The organism is Sutterella sp., from assembly GCF_030539355.1.
In the GTDB taxonomy this organism is placed as follows: domain Bacteria; phylum Pseudomonadota; class Gammaproteobacteria; order Burkholderiales; family Burkholderiaceae_F; genus Sutterella.
In genome coordinates this window covers 18,383-39,999 of record NZ_JAUNSF010000008.1, presented here as the reverse complement: position 1 = coordinate 39,999, position 21,617 = coordinate 18,383, and the positions used below count along the sequence as shown (strand labels likewise).

Below are 21,617 nucleotides of genomic sequence, written 5' to 3'. Positions count from 1 at the left end.
TCCTCAGTTCTCCTTCCTCAGACGCGGGTTCACGACGAGGGCGAGGATGTCCATCAGGAGGTTGGCGAAGATGAGCGAGGCGCCCGTGGCGAGCACGATCATCTGCACGACGGGGATGTCGCGCGCCGCGACCGACTGCACGAGGAGCTTGCCGACGCCTGGCCACGAGAAGACGTTCTCCGTGATGACGGCGCCCGCGACGAGGGTGCCGAGGAAGAAGCCGAGGATCGTGAGGATCGAGAGCATGGCGTTGGGGAGCGCATGGAGCCAGATGACGCGCTGGCGCGGCAGGCCCCTCATGCGCGCGGCGCGCACGCAGGGAAGCCGCATCGACTCGATCATGGCGCTTCGCGCGTAGCGCGAGAAGATCGCCGCCTCGGAGGTCGCCATGGTGATCACCGGCATGATGTAGTTGAGGAGCGACGTGTTGCCGTAGGACGGCAGCCACCCGAGCCAGATCGAGAAGACGAGGAGCAGCAGCACGCCCATGAAGAAGTTCGGCACCGAGTAGCTGAAGACCGAGAGCACCATGATGCCGCGGTCGAGCGGCCGGTCGCGGTGGAGCGCGGCGATGACGCCCGTCGGGATGCCGATCAGGAGCGTGACGATCGCCGTCGGGATCATCAGGTCCATCGTGGGACCGAGCGCCTGCAGGAACACCTCCTTCACGGGGAGGCTCGACTGGTAGCTCGTGCCCATGTCGAGCGTGAGCGCCTTGCCGACGTAGATGATGAACTGCTCCCAGAGCGGACGGTCGAGGCCCCACTGCATGCGGAAGCTCGCGAGCGCGATCTCGTCGGCGCCGTCGCCCAACATGATGCGGGCCGGGTCACCGGTGAGGTGGAGGCCGAAGAAGACACAGGCCGCGAGGAGCAGCAGCGTCAGGGCCGAGCGGAAGACGATGCGGGAAATCAGTGCGAACATTTGTCTCAGGCCTCCTCTTCCTGCGGGAGCGGCGCGGCGCTGTCGGTGAGGAACGAGTGCTTCACGAAGCACGCGCAGGCGTGGTCGCCGCCGCGGTCCTCGAGCACGGGCACGTCCTTCGTGCACCGGTCAGTGGCGACGGGGCAGCGGTTGGCGAAGACGCAGCCCTCGGGGCGGTCCATCGGGCTCGGCATCACGCCCTTCGGGTAGAAGCGGATCACGGTGTCCTTGGCGCCCGGGGTGCTGGCGAGCAGCAGCCTCGTGTACGGATGGAGCGGCCTGTGGAAGACCTCCTCGACGGGGCCCGTCTCGACGATGCGCCCGAGGTACATCACCGCGGCGCGGTCGCAGAGGTACCGCACGACGTTGAGATTATGCGAGACGAAGAGCATCGACATGTGCGTCGCCGCCTTGAGGCGATTGAGTAGCGCGAGCACCTGCGCCTGGATCGAGACGTCGAGCGACGCCACGGGCTCGTCACAGACGAGGAGCGCGGGTTTAAGCGCCACCGCGCGGGCGATGGCCGCGCGCTGCAGCTGCCCGCCCGACATCACGCCGGGGAGCTTCCCCGCGTGGTGCGCGGGCAGTCCCACAGCCGTGAGCACCTCGAGGGCCTTCTTCTTCGCGGCCTCGTGACTCAAGCCCAGATGAACCTCGAGGGGCTCGGCCACCTGGTTGATCACGCTCATGCGCTCGTCAAAGCAGCTGAACGGATCCTGGTAGATCATCTGCACGCTCGCGCGCTGGGCGCGCCAGGGCGCGGTGCGGGGCTCGGGGTACTCCTCCTCACGCAGGCGCACGGACCCTTCGGTCGGACGCATCAGACCGAGCATCAGACGGGCGAGCGTCGACTTGCCGCAGCCCGATTCGCCCACGAGCCCGAGCACCTCGCCGCGCTCGATGCGCAGGTCAATGTCCTCGAGCACGTTCCACGGCGTGCGGCGGCCGAAGAAGCCGCGGCGGGCGTAGTAGCAGTGCTTCTTGATGCGGGCGTCGACGAGGACCGGGAAATCTCCGGTCTGAGCCTCGCCGAAGCCGCGGCGCTCGATCTCGGCCTCGGCTGGCGCGGAGCCGTTCCCCTCGGGCGCGGCGGCGGCGAGCTCCTCAAGTTTTTCCAGATCTGCGCCGCGCGTGTGGGCGAGCTCGCAGCGCGTGCTCCAGCCCTCGGCAATCGGCGTCATCGGGGGCATCGCGGAGCGGCAGCGGTCCTCCGCGAGCACGCAGCGGCTCGCGAAGGGGCAGCCGGCGCCGAGGTTGCCAGGCGCCGGCACCTCGCCCTCGATGGGCTTCAAGGAGCCGCGGGGGCTCTCCATGTCGGGCATGGCGTTGAGCAACCCCTCGGTGTAGGGATGCGCCGGGTTGGGGATCACCTTCTCGGTGGGGCCGTCCTCCATCAGCGACCCCGCGTACATCACGGAGACGCGGTCGGCGACGTCGCGCGCGAGGTGCAGGTCGTGCGTCACGAGGAGCATCGACATGCCGCGGGCGCGCACGAGGTCACGGAGCTCGGAGAGGATCTCGCGCTGCACGACGACGTCGAGCGCCGTGGTGGGTTCGTCGGCGAGAAGGAGCTTCGGCGACCCCACGAGCGCGAGCGCGATGAGGATGCGCTGGCGCATGCCGCCCGAGAGCTGGTGCGGATAGGAGCTGACGCGCTTCTCGGGGGCGGTGATGCCGACCTGGCGCAGGAACGAGATCGCGAGCTCCATGAGCTCAGCGCGCTTGGAGACGAGGACCGCCTCGCTCGCGTGGTCCCGGTAGTCGGGATGGCGCCAGACGATGGTCTCCATCAGCTGCTCGCCGATCGAGCGCATGGGGTTCAAGGCGGCCATCGCGTCCTGCACGATCATGCTGATGTCGGCGCCGCGGATCGCGGCGAGCGTCTTCTCGGGGGCGCCCACGAGTTCGCGGCCTTCAAAGCGGATGCTGCCGGAGGTCTCCGAGCGGTGACCCGCGAGACCGAGGATCGAACGGGCGAGGACGGACTTGCCTGAGCCGGACTCGCCGATCAGGGCAAGCGTCTCGCCGCGGGCGAGCTCGAGGTCGACGCCGTGGAGCACCTCGAGGCCGCCGAAGGCGACGCGGAGGTCACGGATGGAGAGGAGCGGCTCCCGCGGGCCCGCCGGGGGCTCGTGGGGGCGCTGCGGGGTCTGGCGGCTGTCCGGCATGCGAAATCTTGTTCTTTTCTGAGGTTTCTCTAGATACGGCTCAAGGGGCGGCTTGCGCCGCCCCTTGGGATTGTCTCCCCGCGGGCTTCTGGAAGCCCTCGGGCGGGGAGCGTCAGGGGAGATTACTTGAACTTCAGGTTGCGGGCCGAGAGATCAAGCAGGCCCTGCGTGCCCGGTTCCCAGATCACGTTCTTCTGCTTGGCGTAGATCATCGGGAGCGAGTAGATCGGGCAGGCGAGCGGGTCCTGCGCGAAGACCTCGAGCATGCCCTTCCAGGCTTCCTTGCGCTTCGCGGGGTCGATCGTCGTCTCGAGGATCACGCCGAGCTCGCCGAACTTCTGGTACTCAGGCGTGTGCTCGAAGTAGCCGTTCTTGTCCCAGAAGGCGTTGGGCTTCATGCGGCGCCAGAGCTGGGAGGCGGGGTCGGGGAAGTAGGCCGAGAGCGACGCGTTGTTGATCATGCGCTCGGGGCCGGCGGCCTCGATCTGCGACCAGTTCTCCTTCACCTCGATCTTCGTGTTGATGCCGACGGCCTTCAGCATGGCGGCGATAGCCTGCGTGACCGTGAGCTCCTGGGTGTAGTAGCCAGCCTGGATGCGCCAGACGAGCGGCTCGCCCTTGTAGCCCGAGGCCTTCACGAGCTCGCGGGCCTTCTTCGGGTCGTAGAGCTTCTGGTCGAGCTCCTTGATGAAGAGCTCGCCGAAGGTCGGCGACTGCACGCTGTTGGCGGCCTTGGTCTTGCCGCCGAAGAGCGAGTCGGCGAGGAGGTCGCGGTTGATCGCGTGGAGGATGGCCTGGCGGAGCTGCTTGTTCGCCATGAGCTTCGAGGACTTCGTGTCGAAGACCATCGAGTAGATGTTGTCGATCGGGCCGCCGACGACGTCGATCTTGCCGTCGCGCGAGAGGGGCTTCACCTGATCGGGCGGAACCTCGGTGATGAGGTCGAACTCACCCGAGCGCAGACCCGCGACGCGCGAGGAGAGCTCCGGAACCTCGACGAAGGTGAGCTTCGCGGCGGGGGCCTTGTCGCCCCAGTAGCCGTCGAAGCGCTCGAGCTCGAGGCGGTTGCCGACCTTGAAGGAGACAATCTTGTAGGGACCCGTGCCGATCGGCTTCTTGATCCACTCGTCCCAGCCGCCGGCGGCCTTCCAGCCGTCCTCGGAGATGATCTCGGACATGCGGGCGGCGAAGCGGCGCTCGATCAACGGATCCGGCGCCTTCATCGTGACGCGGACCGTGTAGTCGTCAACCTTGGTGACTTCCTTGAGACCGCCGAGGAACTCCTGCGCTGCGGGGCGGCCCGGCGCATCGTCGGCGAGGAAGCGCTCCGGGCCGAAGGAGAAGACGACGTCATCGGCCGTGAAGTCGGTGCCGTCCTGGAACTTGACGCCGTGGCGGAGCTTGAACTCCACCGTCTCGGGCGAGATGCGCGTCCAGCTCTCCGCGAGCCCCGGATAGAGCTCGCCCGTCTTCTGGTCGGCGCGGATGAGCGTCTCGTAGATCGAGTAGGCGACGCGCTCGAGCGGGTTGTGGTTCTTGCCCTGCGGCTCAATGATCTGAGGCAGCTGCGGCATCGCGACGATCATGTGCTCGGCGCTCGCCCAGGCCTGGCCGGCGAGAGTGAGGGCGGCGAAGACGGCGCAGGCGATCGTTTTGCGGCGCGGAGAGAAAAAATCAGTCATGATTGATGAGTCCACACAAGTTGAGGATGACGGGCGGCGTTACAGGCACGTTTTCAGGCGCCTGGTCAGGCACGATAGGCGACCGGGGGCGTATTCTTCCGTCCCCCGATGGCGGCTCAGTTTCAATTCTGTGACGATTCAGTGAATTCTGCCTAAGTCGAAAGTCGTATTGAACACGCGCGTGATGCGGAAAGTACCCATGAATGCGGGTGTTTGAGAGGCGAATTGCGGCTTTTGAGGGGGAATTGCGAGGCGTTCGCAGTGAGATGAAGACTGTTGCGGCATGAGCGATGGCAGCAAACTTCATGCCGGGCCCTCCCGTTATCCCAATCAAGTTTTTTCCCCATCCCTTCGGAGACATTCCCCCAATGACCGGGCACCAGATCGACTATGAAAGGCGCTTCGGCGGCGTTGACCGCCTCTACAGCCCCGAGGGCGCGCGGGCGATCGCCGGGGCGCACTTCGTCGTCACCGGCGTCGGGGGCGTGGGCTCCTGGGCCGTGGAGGCGCTCGCCCGCACGGGAGCAAGGCATCTGACGCTCATCGACCTCGACAACATCGCCGAGAGCAACACGAACCGGCAGATCCAGGCGCTCGGGGACGCGTACGGCATGGCGAAGGTGGAGGCGCTCAAGGAAAGAATTGCGCTCATCAACCCGCGGGCAGAGGTCGAGTGCATCGAGGACTTCGTCGACGAGGAGAACGTGGCCGAGCTTGTCGCCCCGGACGGCGTGGTGCTCGACTGCATCGACCAGGTGCGCGCCAAGGCGGCGCTCATCGCGCTCTGCAGGAAGAGAGGGCAGTTCGTCGTGACCTCGGGCGCGGCTGGCGGGCGCGTCAATCCCCTCGCGATCGAGACCGGTGACCTAGGGCGCATCTCGGGCGACCCGCTTCTCTCGTCGGTGCGCTATCGCCTGAGGAAGGAGTACGGGTTCCCGAAGGCCCCGGCCGACGCGGGAAAGCCGGGGAAGCCCCTCGCTCCCGCCTTCCGCGTGCCCTGCGTCTACTCGGCAGAGCCTGTGAAGAAGCCCATGGGGGACGCGGCCTGCGCGGTCGCACCCGGTGCGGCGCTCGCCTGCGCGGGGTACGGGTCGGGGGTGGTTGTCACGGCCTCGATCGGCATGGCGGTGGCGGCGCTCGCGATCAATGCGGTGGTGGAGAAAGCCGTGAAGGCGGCGAAGGCGGCGGGGAAGTGATCCCGGAGCTCCGGAGGAAACTCTCCTCATGAGGGTTCACCGGGGAGCGTGAACAAGGATCTGCGCAGAAAACCGATTTCAATTACGGACAAGCCTGAATCGGGCGGATGACATAGTTCCAGTTGTCGCCCCGCCGGGAGTCCTGCCCGGGACTCTCTGCCGTCAGTTCTTCACCGGTGACCACGGTGCCTTTCCCGTGATCACTGCTGGCGATCAGCGATACGCTGATCTCAAGCGACTCGGGCGGCTGACCACGCCGGCAGCGGGTGATCTGAGCTGAGATCAGAGGCTCGATCCGGTTCCACTTCGATGTGCCCGGCGGGAAATGCGAAACGTGGATCTCAAGACCGGTCTCGTCAGCAAGACGCTGCAGACAGGTTTTCCAGTGCCGGGTTTCGTCGTCGCTGCCTGCGCAGTCCGCAGTGATCATCAGCCTGCGGGCATTGGGGCAGCGTTCCCGCCCCGAGGTTTCCCACCAGCGTCTGATGCCTGCCGCAGCGAACTCGGCGGTGTCTGCGCCGATGCCGGCATTCTCCAGGCCGTCAGCGGCTTCAATGTCGGCACCGCCGGGGCCTTCAAGGTCATGACAGCCGTCTTTGCAGCCGCCGGCGAGTTCCTTCCTTCCGGCGTTGACTGAAACAACAGGCCAGCCTTCACGCAGGAAGGCCTTGCAGAGTTCATTGATGAAGCGGAACTGCTCGTCACGATTCGGCGAGGCGGCGGTCTTCTCGACGTACCTGCTGTTCTGCCGCAGGCTGAAGCCGGCAGCCTTGAGCAGCCTCGCCACGGTTTTCGGGCTGACCTTCATCCCCTTTTTCGCCAGGAGCTTCGCGAGCGTGTAGGTGCTCTTCGTCGTCCAGGTGAGCGGGTTCCCGGGGCTGCCGCTCTCGTGACCGTCAAGCAGCTTCGCGAGTTCAGTCTCGATTTCGGGATGAAGCTCCGTGACGGACTTCCGGCCGCCGCCCTCCCTGCGGATCCGGCTGCCGTCGGAAAGCGCTGCACGTGCCTCCGGGTCGTTTTTCAGTGTTTCGTACTCTTTCCGCCCCTTGATCAGTGTGGGCTGGGAAAGGCCGGAGATCTCGCTGATGAGCTTCAGGCCGCCGTGGCCGGCGAGCGCCACCAGACCGCCGACAAAACATCGGCGTTGCTGCTCATTGAGCAGGGGAAGGAGAGTCTCTATGTAGTGAGAGACCTCGGGATTGCGAAGAAAGGTGTCGTCAGCCATGGCTGAAGTATACAATGGCGGGCTCGAAAATTTAAATTTTATTTTTGCGCGGTTACTTATTATTCTTCACTTCAGAGAAGCGCCGCGGCCAGCCTCTGCATTTCTGAGAATGCATCCTCGGGACTCAGGCCGAGCGCCCGGAGGATCTCCTGCTGGGTCTTCGTCATGGCACCGCCGGGGAGCCAGCGGTTTTCGTCCTGCCGTGTCATCTCAATTCGCTCGAGCTCCCGGACGGCCTCGGGGACGGTCAGCGCGCGGCGGCGCGCCTTCGGATCCTGCACCTGCTTTTCGAGGAGGCTTCGGAAGCGGCTCTGCAGGATGAGCGCGATGAAGTCGATGAAGATCAAGGTCTCGGGCAGCACGGCGGAATACCCCGGGAGTGAGTCCAGTGAGTCCCAGCTGACGTCACGGAGGAACCCCCGGAAAGCGTCATGGCCGCGGCAGAGGCTCCAGGCCTCTGCGGCCGTCATCGCCTCGGAACTCACGATGCACGAGTACCCGCAGAGCTCAAGCTCGCGCTGAATGGCGTCCTGTTTCTCCTCGGCGGAGAGGAAGCGTTTTCTGCCGTTCTCTTCCGCATAGCGGCAGGTGAACCAGCGCGTCCAGGGCTCGGCGAACATCAAGTCGATTCCCTCGTGTCTCCTCAGCAGCTCCGCCATCCGGTCAAGCAGACGGTTGAACTCGGCGCGCTCCGCCGCCGTCTGCGACGGGTCGAAGAAGAGATGGAAGGAGCGCTCCTCGGATTCGCCGGGAAAGAGCTTCCCCCTGACGGTGACGCCGTGGACGCCGGCGGTGCCGATCCGGGTTGCCCTCTTCGTCTCAAAGGTTCCGCGGTTCGCTTCGATGAGCGACGACACCGACTCCCGGTGGCCCTGCATCATCAGCAGGAACGGAATGTCCTTTTGATCCAGATACTCGATGGTGTCGCGGCTCACGGAGCCGCGGTAGAGCACCACGCCTGCGGAATGGCAGCCGTGTTCCTCGATTCGATCGATGAGATACCTGAGCCGCCCCAGACCGGGAACCGTCCTGGGGAGGATTTTGTAGAAAAGCGGCTGACCGGCGCTGTCACTGGCCAGGGCAGGGCTGAGACTCAGCACGTTCTGACGGTTCAACACGCTTACTGACTCGGCGAGCTCAAGTTCGCCCGCCATCGCGAGCCCGTTCGTCAGGTCGCAGGAGATCCAGATGCGCTCGCGATGATCCCGGGCGCGGCTGCAGTCATCGAGGAACCCCGCGATTGTGACGTCTAAGAGCCTGGAAAGGAATTCCGGGAGGGCATCCTCGTTCAGCATGCGCATGTTCCCGGTGAAGAGCGGATGGCACCATGCGTAGTCCGGCCAGACTGCGGCAGCGTTCTCCTCCGTGACGATCCTGCAGACCGCGAGGTCGAGGATGACCCCGGCGGCGTCGGCACCGAACGAGGCCTCGAGCAGCCCGCGGAGCCGGCACTCCCGGATGACGGCCGAGAGGGCGATGAACGCACCGACGTGCACCGTGCTGCTCCTCCAGGAGGGAGGCTCCTCGGGAGGGTCCTGAGGGGCTTCGGGAAAAAGCTTCAGGTAGTTCTCGTTGGGCAGCATCAGCGTCCGGTCCGACGGGTCGACGAGCTTTCCGATGATCGTGCGCTGCGGCACGTTGTACTGACGCTCCGCGTTGTAGACGCGGCCGGTCTCGAAGAGCACGTATGTGCTGCCGCCCTTCTTCTTGAAGGTGATCCTGCCGTGGACGTCCGGGACCTTGGTGTGCTGCTTGCTCCTCCAGGAGGGAGGCTGCTCGGGAGGGTCCTGAAGAGCTTCGGGAAAAAGCTTCAGGTAGTTCTCGTTGGGCAGCATCAGCGTCCGGTCCGACGGGTCGACGAGCTTCCCGATGATCGCGCGCTTCGGAACGTTGAACTGACGCTCCGCGTTGTAGACGCGGCCGGTCTCGTAGAGCACGTATGTGCTGCCGCCCTTCTTCTTGAAGGTGATCCTGCCGGGGGCGTCAGGGACCTTGGTGTGCTGCTTGAGGTACATCAGAGAGCCTTGGAGTTGTGAGAGCCCGCCCGGGGAGGCCGGGGAACGCGGATCAAGGAGACGGCGCATCGGACTTTTCAGCATCCGATGCGCCGTCTTTTCAAAGGGATATCACCGAGGTGAATGCCTCAGATCAGAGCGGCAGACGCGCGCGGACGATCGAGGCGAACGCGGTGACGGCGCTGCCGAGCGCGAGGTCGTTGTAGTCGAAGCCCGGGTTGTGGAGGCCTGCGGTGTGGTTTTCGTCCCTGAGGCCGAGGCGCATGTAGACGCCCGGCACTTTCTCCGACATGAAGGCGAAGTCCTCGCCGCCCATCATCGGGAGCTGCTTCGTGCGGACGTGCTCCGCGCCGAAGGCGGCCTCAAGCGCGGGAATCGTGGCGCGCGTGAGCTCGGCGTCGTTGATCTGGGGCGGATAGCGGCGCTGGTAGTCGAGACGGATCTGGCCGCCGAACTGCGCGGCGACGCCCGCGCAGATCTCTTCGAAGCGCTTCTCGATCTGGTCGCGCACGGCGGGATTGAGCGTGCGGATCGTGGCGGAGAGCTCGACGCGCTGCGGGATCACGGTGGTCGCGACCGGGTCGCCCGCGTGCACGAAGCAGCAGCTCACCACAGCGGACTCGGCCGGGTTGATCGTGCGCGAAACGATGGTCTGCAGCGCGAGGATCAGCTGCGCCGCGGCCGGCACCGGGTCGATCGTCTCGTGCGGGCGCGCGCCGTGGCCGCCGCGGCCCTCGACAGTCATGTAGGCGATGTCCACCGAGGCGGTCATCGCGCCGTCGCGGATCGCGATGTCGCCGAGCGGGTTCTGCGGGTCGCCGTGGATCGCGAACACCTCGCGGCAGGGGAACTTCTCAAAGAGCCCGTCCTTGATCATCAGGTCCGCGCCCGCGAAGCCCTCCTCGCCCGGCTGGAAGATGAGGGCGACCGAGCCCGCGAAGTCGCGGTGCTTCGAGAGATAAAGCGCCGTGGCCATGATGCCGGCGGCGTGGCCGTCGTGACCGCAGAGGTGCGCGCGCTTCTCCTCGCAGCTCGTCCACTCGACGCCCGTCTCCTCCTTCACGGGGAGCGCGTCGATGTCACCGCGGAGCCCAATCATCGGGCCCGCGGCGCGGCCGTTGATGACGGCGACGACGCCGTTCTTCTCCACGCGCTCGACGCGGTCGACGGGGAAGGTGGCAAGGAATTCCTCAATCTTCTGCGCCGTGCGCACGGTGTCCATGCCGATCTCGGGATGGCGGTGCAGGTCGCGGCGGAAGGCGACGAGGCGGGCGGCGTCCTCGGCGCCGAGGAGTTCTTCAAGTGTTGAAGTCATTGATTGATGCCTTTAGTTTTTAAAATGCGGGAATATTAAACAGACGCCCAGAATCTCCGGTGTCATCAAGTTTTCGTATGATTTCCTCACTGGTGAAAATGTCTTCTGAAGCCGATCGAATCGGCAGGTCAGAGTCAATCGCAGTGATGATGGACTGTATGCCCAGGGCGGAATATTGCCGAATGAGAGTCAGAAGATTCTCCTTTTTTCTGTCATCAAGCGATTCCAGCAATCCATCATGGAAAACAAAATGAGGGTATTTCTCACCGAGGTGAGCGCGAAGAACGGCAAGGTCGAAGGCAATGCACAGCAGTTTCCTGTAAGTATGACCGAGGTCGGCGCTTGTGGAATTGCCGTTGTCATCGAGAATATCCGCCTTGAACGCAAGCTGACCGTTGGCGTTGATGATTACATTGAGAAGAGCCTGACGATCAATGACAAATTCAATGATCTCACTGAAATAAATTCTGATTTTAGTGAACAGACTGTCGGATGAACTGCACTGCAAATCCTTGTCCTCTTCAATCGCAGTGTGAAGACGACTGATTTCTTCGTTTATTGTTCGAATTTCGGATCTAAGCGAGCGAAGTTTATGGAGTTGCTCAACTTCGTATTCAAGATGTGTGATGTCATTTCTCAGATTGGATAATTCTTTTGACAGATCCTTGTATTTGTAGAAAATATCCGTGCTGCTCAGGAAGGAAAGTGCATTTGATCTCTTGAGCTGTAGATCAGCAGAAGAGATTTCAACTTGCTTCAGTCGGGTTTTTATCTCTTCCAGTTCTTTGGTGAGATAATCTTTGCGTTCCTTTCCGATCGTTTTGAGGAATTGGATGAGCTGACTGTAGTCCTTTGTTATCTGATCAGGAAAGAGAATATTGGCTTCATTGAATAACTGACTGACTTTCTCAGGATTGAAGTGAATGATTTCGTTTTCCAATGAGGAAACGATTTTCTTCTTGTTTTTATTGAGAAGATAGCGTTCTGAATTCAGAATCGCAATATCAGAATCAATATTTTCAACTAAATCAATGGTCCGTTCTTTGTCCGGGTCATTGAAATTGAAGGACTCAAGAATGGCTTCTTTTTTGGCAAGATCCGCTCTCTTCAGGAGCAGAAGACCTTCGGATTTTTCCAGGGCATCCTTGGAATCCTTGATTTCCTCGGTAAGTTGCTTGTCTCTGGCCCTGAGCTCTTCAAGCTTCTTTTCCTTTTCGTATAAATCCGTAATCTGAACGTCATTGAATCCTAATATGCGTGCGACAAAAGGAACCCAGTCGGAGTTTCTGACGATTTTATGAAGATGGAAAACGTCCCGATAGTCCTCCTGAGTACGCAGTAGATACCCAAGAGCCCGGCGATACGTCCAGTCCTTCAAAGCGGTGAAGTCAAGAATTCCGTCCAGCAGTTCAACGGATTTCGTGAATGACAGAGCATTGTGAGACCATTCTTCATCTGGCAGACTGGATAAATCGAGATTGCCTGAATCATGCAGATGGATGTTTATGCTGTTTGGAGAGGAAACGCTTCTTCTGATGGTGAGAAATGAATTGTTCCCGGTCTGAATTTCCAGATAGAATATATAGTCCTTGAAGGTATCAATATTCTTAAACAAAAATAAATCAGGATCTTTTTTCGAAAGAAGGGTGAAGTCGATGAGTCTGCCAAATGTAGTCTTGCCCAGGTTGTGAGTGTCCTTGTCCCTGTTCTCGGGAAGTTTGATTTCGGCCAGAACAACATTCAGTCCCGGATTGAAAGATACGGGCGGGAACTTTTCAGGAAGATTGGAGTAAATTCTGGAGAGTTTCATATTTTTTTCTTGTATTCAAAGGAATCTGTTTTTTGACGGTATTCAACCACTCCAAGAAGATATAGGAATGAAATGGATGGAATGAATAATGCTTCGCCGCCGTCGATGGTTTGTTTTACGTAATTATTTAAATTATCAAAACTGTCGGTCTGATTTTTGATCAGGCGATTCAGAATAAGATAGGAGGCGTAAATGACTGTTTTATCAGGGTGCGAGTGTTTAGTCGGACGGAGCATCAGAAATTCTCCCTATGTCGCAGTTCCAGTACATATAACATAATATAGCTCTTGTTGTGTTATAGTGGTCGCTTAGTATTGGATCACTGCTGATCAGGACATCTAAAATATGGTTGAACAAGTCGTCAAAGCTGGGGAATCTGCTTTTGTTCGCTATGATTTTGGATTCTATATCTGCGATTGCGGTCTCATATTTATCACGGATATCTTCATTGTTTGGGTCTGAAATAAAATCGTAAATTAAACGGCTTTCCTTGAGGCATGTATCCAAAAGGTGTTGTGAATAGTTGTTTGTCAGATTGTTGTACTTGTTTTTGTCCGCTATGTTAGTTCTTTCGAAATCCCGGGCGATCTCATTGGTTACAGCTTTGTTGATTGAATCTTTTTTATCCGCAAAAGCTTCGATCACTTCAGAGAGTTCATTTGGACGTAATGTGACTTCAAAAGTGATAGGGCTTGCGAGGAATTTTTCCTTTATATCGGGAAATTGTTTTAAGAGTAAATCAATGTCATTGGTTCCGCAGATGTGCACGGATTCATAGGGTATGTTGCATTTTTCGGATATATATTTATGAATTTTGGCCTCAGCACCGGCTGTTTTTCTTCTGTTTGAGAAAAGAATGTAGTTGTCCAGTTCGCCGCTGTTGCGCAATGCTCTGATGCGGGGTATTTCCTGATTGATGACGCAGGATTTGCTTGATTCGCTGAAAAAGCTATTTTCGAGAAAATGGCGATTATAGCCACTGGCGTGCTTCACCTGGATGATAGTGGTGCCTGTCCATGGACTTGCTTTGCTTGGAAATGCTTCTGCCGTACCGACAAATTTTCCGTCACGACCGCCGTCCCTGCCTTCTGAAAACGGCTGTGTTCCAAGTCCGAAAAGTTTCTGACAAATTAAAATAATCAGTTCTTCGAAAGCGGCCGGGGAAAGGTACTCGTACGAGAATTGCATCGGGAAAGTCCTTTATCAATACCTGACGTTGATACAGGCGGAGTCGTTGTTTTTGCTATGAGTTATGATGATGTCAACTCTTTGATCCAGGGCGACTAACGCATTGATGAGACGTTCGAGTGAAATATTCTTCAGGTTGTAATTCTTGATCTGGGATACTTTAGGCTGAGTCATTCCGGTTATCGCGGAAATTTGTTTCTGATTCAATCCGCGATCTTCCACCAGTTGGTTGAAATGTGAGGCCAGGGCCTTTTTCGCCGAATAATCGACAGGATGACTTGTCTCCGGAAATGCAATATCTTTATTCATATCGCTCAGAATGCTTGGAAAGCCCAGGTTACTTGGAGAAGGTACAACAGCTAATAGTATACCCGTTCGGGTATAGAATTGCTACATCAGAGGATGTCGTATCTTAGGGATGAAGATGACATTGTCTGTTCTCGTGTCGCTGATACTCCGACGGGCTACACTTCAACGTTACATAGAAATATCACGGCTCCGACGACGCACGGGGCGAAGGACAGGCATGCATCAAAGACCTCATGAGGGCGGCTGCTCGACCGTGATCGTCGGCCGGGCGGCGTCGATCACGGGACGCATTCTGATCGGGCACAACGAGGACAACGGCGGACGTGTCATCACGAACCGCCTCTTCGTGCCCGCGCGTGAGCATGCCGAGGGCGAACGCATTGCCTTCGAGCCCGGGACGGCGGAGATTCCGCTCCCAGCCCGGTCGCTCGGATACTGCTGGAGCGAGACGATCACGCCCGAGGGGGCGGCCTACTCCGACACCTTCGTGAACGAAGCCGGCGTCATCATCGTCTCCAACTCCTGCTCGCGCACCTGGGAGAAGGACGAGTCCGTCAACGACGGCGGCGTGGGGTACGCCGTGCGCCGCATAGTGGCCATGCGCGCCCGCACCGCCTGCGAGGCCGTGCAGATCACGATCAGACTGCAGGAGCGCTACGGCTACGTGGGCGAGGGGCGCACCTACACCTTCGCGGACGCGAACGAGGCCTGGCAGATGTTTCTGCTGCGCGGCCACCGCTGGGCCGCGCGGCGCGTGCGCGACGACGAGGTGGTCTTCACGGCGAACGCCTTCGCGCTCGACCGCGTGAACGACGTGCCGCCGGGCGACATCCTGCTTTCGCCCGACCTCATCCGCCATGCGACCGAGACCGGCCGCTACATCCCCGAGACCGGCCGCGACTACTCCGACTTCTCCTTCCGCCGGGCCTACCAGCCCTCGGAGCGGCGCTTCGCGCTCTGGAACTTTGACCGTGCCCGCACGGCCTGGGCCTATCTCACGGGCATGCGGATCACGGACCCCGAGCGGGTGCCCTATGCCGCGAAGCCGCAGCTGAAGCTCTCCGTCCGCGACGTGATGCACGTCCTCTCGGCGAGAAGCGACACCGAGGACCGTCCCGGCTTCGGCCCCTCGCACCGCACGATGCGCGACATCTCGAACGTCGGCACCTATGACGCCACAGTCTTCGAGATGGACGAGGAGCCGCTTTTGATCACCGGCTGGCGCGTGCCGGGGCGTCCCTCGGCGCTGCCCTTCGTGCCGTTCTTCCCGCTCGGCGGGCCGGCCGAGTCCGAGGCCGTGATGCCGGCGGCGCAGGCCGAGGAACAGCACTTCCATGCTCCCGCGGAGGTCTTCGACTTCCGCCCGGACCGTCCGCTCTGGAAGTTCCTGATGGCGCAGACGCTCGCCGACTGGCTCGAGGGCGACCCGAGAATCTACTCCGCGTACATGGAGTCCTGCGGCATGGGCGAGACGGCTGAGGTGCAGAAGACCGCCCGGATGCTCCTCTCCCGCGTCTCGCGCGAGAAGGCGGCCGAGGTGCTCCACGACTTCAACGAGCGCGCCTGGGCCGCGGCCGTCGGTGCGATGAGCGCGGCCTTCGAGGCGATGTCGCCCGCGAGGATCGCGATTCTCTCGGGCGACCTCTCCACGGTCTGCGCCGAGGACGACACGGTGACCGTGGCGCTCTTTCCCCGCACCGGGATGGATCCCGCGAAGATCGACCCTGGGTCGGTGAGCCTCGGGACGGTCTTTCCCACGCTCGACATGGAGTGGCACGCCGCGCGTGCGCGCGTGACCGCGATGAGCCTCGAGGACATCGACGGCGACGGCAGGCTCGAGGCGCTCTTCACGTTCCCCAAGGCCGCGATCCTGCGGCAGTGCATTCCCGGCGTGAGGACGGATCTCTGGCTCTTCGGACTCGCCGACGGCGAGCCCTTCGGCGGCGTGGACGCCGTGAGGGTGTTCGAGGAAGTGGCTGCGCCGCTCGCGATGGAGAAGGCCGGTGAGGCGGGCACGACGGACGGGCAGGCCGGCGAGACCGGGGAATTCGGGGAAGGTGCCCGGGAGGTCTGAGTCCTCCGCAGGAAGATGAAAGCCGCGGCGCAAAACCGCGGCTTTCTCATGAATGTCAGATGTAAGTCAGATTTAGCGGACAAGTCCGTACGGCCACTGCGACGTGCCGTAGGCGTTGTAGACGTGGCGGTAGCCCGACTCGACGAGGACGCGCGAGGCGCGCTCGGCGCGCACGCCGGAGCGGCAGATGACGAGCACCTTGTCGTCGAGGTTCGGCACGGCGCTGAGCCTCATGCCGAACTTGAAGGACGACAACGGAACATTGATCGAGCCCGGGACATGGCCCTCGGCGAACTCGTCGGGCTCGCGGACGTCGATCATGACGACGCCGGCCTCGAGCATCTTCTTCGCCTCGGCGGGAACGACCTTCGCGTAGGCGGGGTCGGAGTAGGTGAGCGGGGAGGCCGGCTGCGGCGTGACGGGCTCCATCGCCTGGGCCGCGGCGGTCATGCCGACGACCGTCATGGCGGCGGCACAGATTTTGGTCATGAACATAAGTTTCCTTCGGGGGCGGCGGGCTGCTTTCCGGATGCGCTCGATGAGGCAGTCAGGCAGAGTTGGCAGCCGCGCAGAATTTTCAGTATTCAGCCATTCTTGCACGCCCGCCTGTCAGCGAACTTAAAGCCGGCGGGACGTGCCTCGGAACAGCAGGCCCCTGAAGGTGCACCTTCAGGGGCCTGGAAGAGATATCGAGTTCGCCAGGGAATCAGCAGATTCTCGGGAGCTGCTCGCCCGTGAGCCAGTCGACCATGCGGCGGCCGCCCATGAGGGTCACCATCTCGACGAACCCGGGGGCGGTGTCGGTGACGGTGCCGACGCGCGCGGCGCCTTCGCCGTAGGGGCTCGAGCGCATCGCGGCGAGCGCGGCCTCGGCCTCGTCGGCGGGGACGATGCAGATGAGACGCCCCTCGCAGGCCGAGTAGAGCGGATCGAGGCCGAGGAACTCGCAGGCGGCGCGCACCTCGGGCTTCACGGGGATCGACTTCTCCTCGAGCGTGATGCCCACGCGGCTCTCGGCGGCGATTTCGTTCAACGTCGTGCCGAGGCCCCCGCGGGTCGGGTCACGGAGCACGTGCACGTGCGGAGCGGCGGCGATGACGTTCGCGACCATCTGCGCGAGCGGGGCGGCGTCCGAGACGAGCGAGGTACCGAAGCTCATGTCCTCGCGCAGGCTCATCACGGTCATGCCGTGGTCGCCGATCGAGCCGGAGACGAGCACCGCGTCGCCGGGCCTGGCCGACGCGCCGGAGATCATGTGGTCGGCGATCCGTTCGCCCACGCCCGTCGTCGCGATGTAGCAGCCGTCGCCGTGGCCCTTCTCAACGACCTTGGTGTCGCCCGTGACGATCGCGACGCCGGCCTCGCGGGCGGCCTCGGCCATCGACTCGACGATGCGCTCGAGGTCGGCAAGCGGAAAGCCCTCCTCGAGGATGAAGGCCGCGGAGATCCAGAGCGGCTTCGCGCCGCACATGGCCACGTCGTTCACGGTGCCCGTGACGGCGAGACGGCCGATGTCGCCGCCGGGGAAGAAGAGGGGCTTCACCACATGCGCGTCGCAGCTCATGGCGACGGGATGCGTGATGGGCGGCATCACCGCGCCGTCATGACCCTGGGCGAGCCACTCGTTGGTGAGGTGCTTCGCAAAGAGCTCGCCGATCAGCTGCGCGGAGGCGCGGCCGCCCGAGCCGTGGGTCATCTCAACCGTGCCGCGGGCGATGTCGAGCCTGCGGCCGCGTCCGGCGCGCTCGGCCTTGAGGGATTGTTCGGTCATTCTTCTTCCTCGTATGTCAATGATTCTGTTCCTGTAGCCTTCGGGCTCACTCGTGGCGGCCGTAGCTGTAGTACGCGGCGCAGGCGCCCTCGGAGGAGACCATGCAGGCCCCGATCGGGTGGGCCGGCGTGCAGGCGCGTCCGAAGAGCTTGCAGTCCTTCGGCTCCTTCTCGCCGCGCAGGATCGCGCCGCACTCGCAGGACTTGGCGTCGGGCACCGAGATCTCGGGCATCGAGAAGCGCTTCTCCGCGTCGAAGGCGGCGTAGCGCTCACGGAGCTTCAGCGCCGAGAGCGGCACGCGGCCGAGACCGCGCCACTCGAAGCTCTCGCGCGGCTCGAAGACCTGCGCCATCAGATCGATGGCCTTCAAGTTGCCCTCGGCCGTCACGGCGCGGGTGAATTCGTTCTCCACCTCGGCGCGGCCCTCGTTCACCTGGCGGATGAGCATCAGGATCGAGAGCAGCATGTCGAGCGGTTCGAACCCGCAGACCACGACCGGCATCTTCCACTTCTCGGAGAAGTGCGCGTAGGGACGCGAGCCGATGACGGTCGAGACGTGCGCGGGGCCGACGAGACCGGCGAGCTTGGGCGCGTCAGGGCGGTCGGGGGCGGTGAGCAGGATGTGCTCCATCGCCGCGGGCGTGAGCACGTGGTTGCAGAAGACGGAGAAGTTTTTGAGGCCGAGCTTCTCCGCGGCGAGAATGGCCGCGGCCGTCGGGGGCGTCGTCGTCTCGAAGCCGATCGCGAAGAAGACGACCTGACGTTCCGGGTTCTCCTTCGCCGCACGGATCGCGTCCATCGGCGAATAGATCATGCGGATGTCCGCGCCCTCGGCGCGGCAGCGGAAGAAGCTGCGGCCCTTCGAGGCCGGCACGCGCATCGTGTCCGCGTAGGTGCAGAGGATGACGTCGTGCTCGAGCGCCAGCGCCATCGCCATGTCGATGCGGCCGATCGGCATCACGCAGACCGGGCAGCCGGGGCCGTGGATCATGCGCACGTTGGGCGGGAGCAGGTCCGAGAGTCCCCAGCGGGAGAGCACGTGGGTGTGACCGCCGCAGAACTCCATGAAGCGGTATTCGCGGGCGGGATCGGCCTCGAGGCGGATGCGTTCGGCGAGGCGCTGCGCCTCCTCCCCGTTGCGGTATTCGTCAACGTATTTCACGACGCGCTCCTGTCGGTGACCGTCTTCACATCGGCGCCGGCTTGGGCGAGCACGCGCAGCGTCTCCTCGGCTTCCTTCGCGTCGATGCGGTTGAGCGCAAAGCCGACGTGCACGATCACCCAGTCACCGGGAACCGGGTTCTCGATCAGGGAGACGTCCACGGTCTTCTCGATGCCGCCGATCCAGGCGACGGCTTCCGTGCCGTCATCCGACACGGATTTGATTTCAGCGGGTACTGCAAGGCACATGATTTAAAGCGGGTCCGAAAACGTTGAATTAGAGCCAAATTTTATTTGTCCGCGGCGGCCGGGGGCGTGCGGTCGCCGAGGAAGGGATATTCCGTGAGGCCGCGCGAGAGCGCAAGGCGCGCGAGGTGCGCTTCACCCAGGGCAAGACCGCCGTCGCCCGGCGGCACGGCGTGCGGGATGCGCGCGCGGATGCCGAGGCGGGCGAGCCTCGCGGGGATCTCGCGGGAGAGCACGCGGTTGAGCATGCAGCCGCCGGTGAGCATCACTTCGTCTTCCTCTTCGTGATCCTTGTCACCGACGAGCGAGGCGATCCAGCGGGCGAGCCCGTCGGCGACCGTGATCTCGAAGAGCTTCGCGAGCCCCGCGGCGTGTTCGCGCGACGGGTCGGCGAGGCGCTCGCGGGCGATCTCCGCGAGAAGCGGCGACAACCGGAGGACGCCCGATTCGACCGGGGCGAGGTCCGCCCTGGGGGCGGGATCCTCGGCCGAGGTCTCGGCGAGGCTCTCGAGCCGCATCGCGGCGGTGGCCTCGTCGTGCACGACGCGGGCGAGCCCGAGGAGGGCGGCCGCGGCGTCGAACCAGCGTCCGAGCGCCGTCGTGAGCGGCGTGCGGGGCGAGGCGACGAGCTTCGTGATTTCGGCGAGCATCATCTCCGGGACGTCGGGCCCGGCGAGGAGCTCGAAGCGGGCCTCAGGCATGCCGGCGCGCACGAGCGCGGCCGCGGCCATGCGCCAGGGCTCGCGTGCGGCGCGGTCGCCGCCCGGGAGGGGCAGGGCCTCGAGACGCCCCAAGCGCGTGAAGCCCTCTGCGGAGCAGGCGAGGAACTCGCCGCCCCAGACGCCGCCGTCGGGACCGAGCCCGACGCCGTCGAGCGCGGCACCGTAGGTCCTGGTGACCCTGCCGGCCTCGGCCATCGCGGCGCCGACGTGGGCGGCGTGGTGGGCGATGCGGATGAGGGGCTTCCCCGTTTCGGTGGCGAGCTTCTCGGCGAGCTGCGTCGAGAAGAAGTCCGGATGCAGGTCGCAGGCGTATGCGCCCGGCGCGTGCTCGAGGATGCGCGAGAGGTGCGCGACCGCGAGCTCGAGCGCCTCGCAGCTCGAGAAGTTCGAGAGGTCGCCGATGTGCTGCGAGAGGAAGAGCTCGTCGCCGCGGGTGAGCGCGGCGGCGTTCTTGAGGTACGAGCCTGTGGCGAGCACGTCCGGGGCGTTCTCGACCGCGGGGATCTTCACGGCCTCGGGCGTGACGCCTCTCGCGCGGCGCACCCAGAGCGTGCCCGAGTCGATGACGCGGGCGACCGAGTCGTCGCAGCGCACGAGGATCTCGCGGTTGTGCATCAGAATGAAGTCTGCGATGGAGCCGAGTCGTTCCACCGCCTCGTCGTTGCCGATGACGAGCGGTTCTCCGCCCGGATTGGCGCTCGTCATGACGACAAGCGGCTCCTGCGGCTCGTCCATCCAGGAGGCGGGCCCGTTCTTCCCCTCGGGTTCGCCGGCGAGCGAGTGGAAGAGGAGTGCGTGGAGCGGCGTGTAGGGGAGCATCACGCCGAGCTCGGAGAGACCGTCGGCGATGCCGGGAAGGGCCGCCGCGGCGCCGGGATCCGCTGCGACCGCAGCGCGGAGCTCGGCCGACTTGCGGCAGAGCACGATCGGATGGGCGGGCGAGGTGAGAAGCTCGGCTTCCCTGTCGTTCACATTCACCCAGCGGCGGGCGCTTGCGACGCCCGCGCACATCACGGCGAGGGGCTTCTCGTCGCGGCCCTTGCGGGAGCGCAGGCGCTTCACGGCCTCCGGGTTTCTCGCGTCACAGACGAGATGAAAGCCCCCGATGCCCTTCATGGCGACGATCTTTCCCTCGAGAATGGCACGGGCGGCCTCGCGCACGGGATCACCGGGGAGCGGGGTGCCGTCAGCAGCGGTGAACGTGAGCTGCGGCCCGCAGACCGGGCAGGCATTGGGCTGCGCATGGAAACGGCGGTCCGCCGGGTCGCGGTACTCGGCGAGGCACTCGGGGCACATCGGGAAGACGGCCATCGAGGTCTGGGGGCGGTCGTAGGGGAGCGCCCTCGTGATCGTGAAGCGCGGACCGCAGTGCGTGCAGTTCGTGAAGGCGTAGCGGTGGCGGCGGTTCGCCTTGTCGAAGATGTCCGCGAAGCAGTGCGCGCAGGTGGCCGCGTCGGCGGTGATCATCGTCGTCACCGCCCCGGAGTGTTCGGAAGCGGTGATCGAGAACTCCGTGAAGCCCTTCATCTCGGCCGGGAACACCTCGATCGAGTCGATGCGGGCGAGCGGCGGCTTCTCACGCATGAGCTCATCAGGGAACGCGTCGAGCGCGGCGGGCTCGCCCTCGAGGCGGACGCCCACGCCCTGCGGGTCGTTGAAGACCTCTCCCGTGAGGCCGAGCGCGACGGCGATCCTCCAGACGGTGGGGCGGAACCCCACGCCCTGGACAAGACCCTCGACGCGTACGAGACGTGCTTCGGTCGGCATGCTTGGACTACTGCTCCTTCGGGGACGGAGGAACCGCCCCCGGC

General features: G+C 63.1%; 17 protein-coding genes. 2 read left to right on the top strand and 15 right to left on the bottom strand.

The genetic code is table 11. From position 1 onward, the window contains the following. Positions 1–3: 3 nt before the first annotated feature. The 3 genes from Q4F91_RS02895 to Q4F91_RS02885 all read right to left on the bottom strand — a co-directional run bounded on the left by Q4F91_RS02895 (position 4) and on the right by Q4F91_RS02885 (position 4,774). Positions 4–924, bottom strand: a complete 921-nt coding sequence (locus Q4F91_RS02895) for an ABC transporter permease (RefSeq protein ID WP_303334347.1) — start codon at positions 922–924, stop codon at positions 4–6. Between the two features lie 5 nt (positions 925–929). Further along, positions 930–3,092: an ABC transporter ATP-binding protein gene (locus Q4F91_RS02890; protein WP_303334345.1), complete on the bottom strand. Its 2,163-nt coding sequence runs from the start codon at positions 3,090–3,092 to the stop codon at positions 930–932. 122 nt (positions 3,093–3,214) lie between these two features. Beyond that, positions 3,215–4,774, bottom strand: a complete 1,560-nt coding sequence (locus Q4F91_RS02885) for an ABC transporter substrate-binding protein (protein ID WP_303334342.1) — start codon at positions 4,772–4,774, stop codon at positions 3,215–3,217. A 368-nt stretch (positions 4,775–5,142) separates the two neighbouring features. Between Q4F91_RS02885 and Q4F91_RS02880 the strand changes: the two genes are divergently transcribed. Beyond that, positions 5,143–5,970 (top strand): tRNA threonylcarbamoyladenosine dehydratase, encoded by an 828-nt coding sequence (locus Q4F91_RS02880; RefSeq protein ID WP_303334341.1) that lies wholly within the window; start codon positions 5,143–5,145, stop codon positions 5,968–5,970. Between the two features lie 82 nt (positions 5,971–6,052). Here Q4F91_RS02880 and Q4F91_RS02875 read toward each other — a convergent pair whose 3' ends face one another. From Q4F91_RS02875 to Q4F91_RS02845, 7 genes are all read right to left on the bottom strand, one after another. After that, on the bottom strand, positions 6,053–7,195 hold the full coding sequence (locus Q4F91_RS02875; RefSeq protein ID WP_303334339.1) for a hypothetical protein: 1,143 nt from the start codon (positions 7,193–7,195) through the stop codon (positions 6,053–6,055). Positions 7,196–7,266: 71 nt separating this feature from the next. Beyond that, a complete protein-coding gene (locus tag Q4F91_RS02870; protein WP_303334337.1) occupies positions 7,267–9,210 on the bottom strand; it encodes a hypothetical protein in 1,944 nt (647 codons plus the stop codon). A 133-nt stretch (positions 9,211–9,343) separates the two neighbouring features. Then, complete coding sequence (locus Q4F91_RS02865; RefSeq protein WP_303334335.1) at positions 9,344–10,525, bottom strand: M20 family metallopeptidase; 1,182 nt, start codon at positions 10,523–10,525, stop codon at positions 9,344–9,346. Positions 10,526–10,544: 19 nt separating this feature from the next. Next, on the bottom strand, positions 10,545–12,335 hold the full coding sequence (locus Q4F91_RS02860; RefSeq protein ID WP_303334333.1) for a DUF2326 domain-containing protein: 1,791 nt from the start codon (positions 12,333–12,335) through the stop codon (positions 10,545–10,547). Then, entirely contained in the window at positions 12,332–12,571 is a 240-nt protein-coding gene (locus Q4F91_RS02855) for an ABC-three component system middle component 8 (RefSeq protein WP_303334332.1), read from the bottom strand. The genes Q4F91_RS02860 and Q4F91_RS02855 overlap by 4 nt, the downstream gene beginning before the upstream one ends. Further along, the gene (locus Q4F91_RS02850; RefSeq protein WP_303334331.1) at positions 12,555–13,523 is read right to left on the bottom strand and encodes an ABC-three component system protein; all 969 of its coding nucleotides are present in this window, start codon (positions 13,521–13,523) and stop codon (positions 12,555–12,557) included. The genes Q4F91_RS02855 and Q4F91_RS02850 overlap by 17 nt, the downstream gene beginning before the upstream one ends. A 15-nt stretch (positions 13,524–13,538) precedes the next feature. Further along, a complete protein-coding gene (locus Q4F91_RS02845; protein ID WP_303334329.1) occupies positions 13,539–13,832 on the bottom strand; it encodes a helix-turn-helix domain-containing protein in 294 nt (97 codons plus the stop codon). Positions 13,833–14,049: 217 nt separating this feature from the next. On the opposite strand from Q4F91_RS02845, the gene Q4F91_RS02840 reads away from it, so the two are divergent. Then, a complete protein-coding gene (locus Q4F91_RS02840) occupies positions 14,050–15,906 on the top strand; it encodes a C69 family dipeptidase (protein ID WP_303334327.1) in 1,857 nt (618 codons plus the stop codon). Positions 15,907–15,978: 72 nt separating this feature from the next. Here Q4F91_RS02840 and Q4F91_RS02835 read toward each other — a convergent pair whose 3' ends face one another. The 5 genes from Q4F91_RS02835 to hypF all read right to left on the bottom strand — a co-directional run bounded on the left by Q4F91_RS02835 (position 15,979) and on the right by hypF (position 21,573). Further along, positions 15,979–16,395, bottom strand: coding sequence for a rhodanese-like domain-containing protein (locus tag Q4F91_RS02835; protein ID WP_303334325.1), 417 nt, complete (start codon positions 16,393–16,395; stop codon positions 15,979–15,981). A 217-nt stretch (positions 16,396–16,612) separates the two neighbouring features. Continuing rightward, complete coding sequence (hypE, locus tag Q4F91_RS02830) at positions 16,613–17,677, bottom strand: hydrogenase expression/formation protein HypE (RefSeq protein WP_303334323.1); 1,065 nt, start codon at positions 17,675–17,677, stop codon at positions 16,613–16,615. Between the two features lie 46 nt (positions 17,678–17,723). Beyond that, positions 17,724–18,839 carry a hydrogenase formation protein HypD gene (gene hypD, locus Q4F91_RS02825; protein WP_303334321.1) on the bottom strand — a complete coding sequence of 372 codons (1,116 nt, stop codon included), beginning with the start codon at positions 18,837–18,839 and terminating at the stop codon, positions 17,724–17,726. Continuing rightward, positions 18,836–19,087 carry a HypC/HybG/HupF family hydrogenase formation chaperone gene (locus Q4F91_RS02820; protein WP_303334319.1) on the bottom strand — a complete coding sequence of 84 codons (252 nt, stop codon included), beginning with the start codon at positions 19,085–19,087 and terminating at the stop codon, positions 18,836–18,838. Before Q4F91_RS02820 ends, hypD begins: the two co-directional genes overlap by 4 nt. A gap of 41 nt (positions 19,088–19,128) precedes the next feature. Beyond that, positions 19,129–21,573: a carbamoyltransferase HypF gene (gene hypF, locus Q4F91_RS02815; protein ID WP_303334318.1), complete on the bottom strand. Its 2,445-nt coding sequence runs from the start codon at positions 21,571–21,573 to the stop codon at positions 19,129–19,131. Between the last annotated feature and the right edge of the window lie 44 nt (positions 21,574–21,617).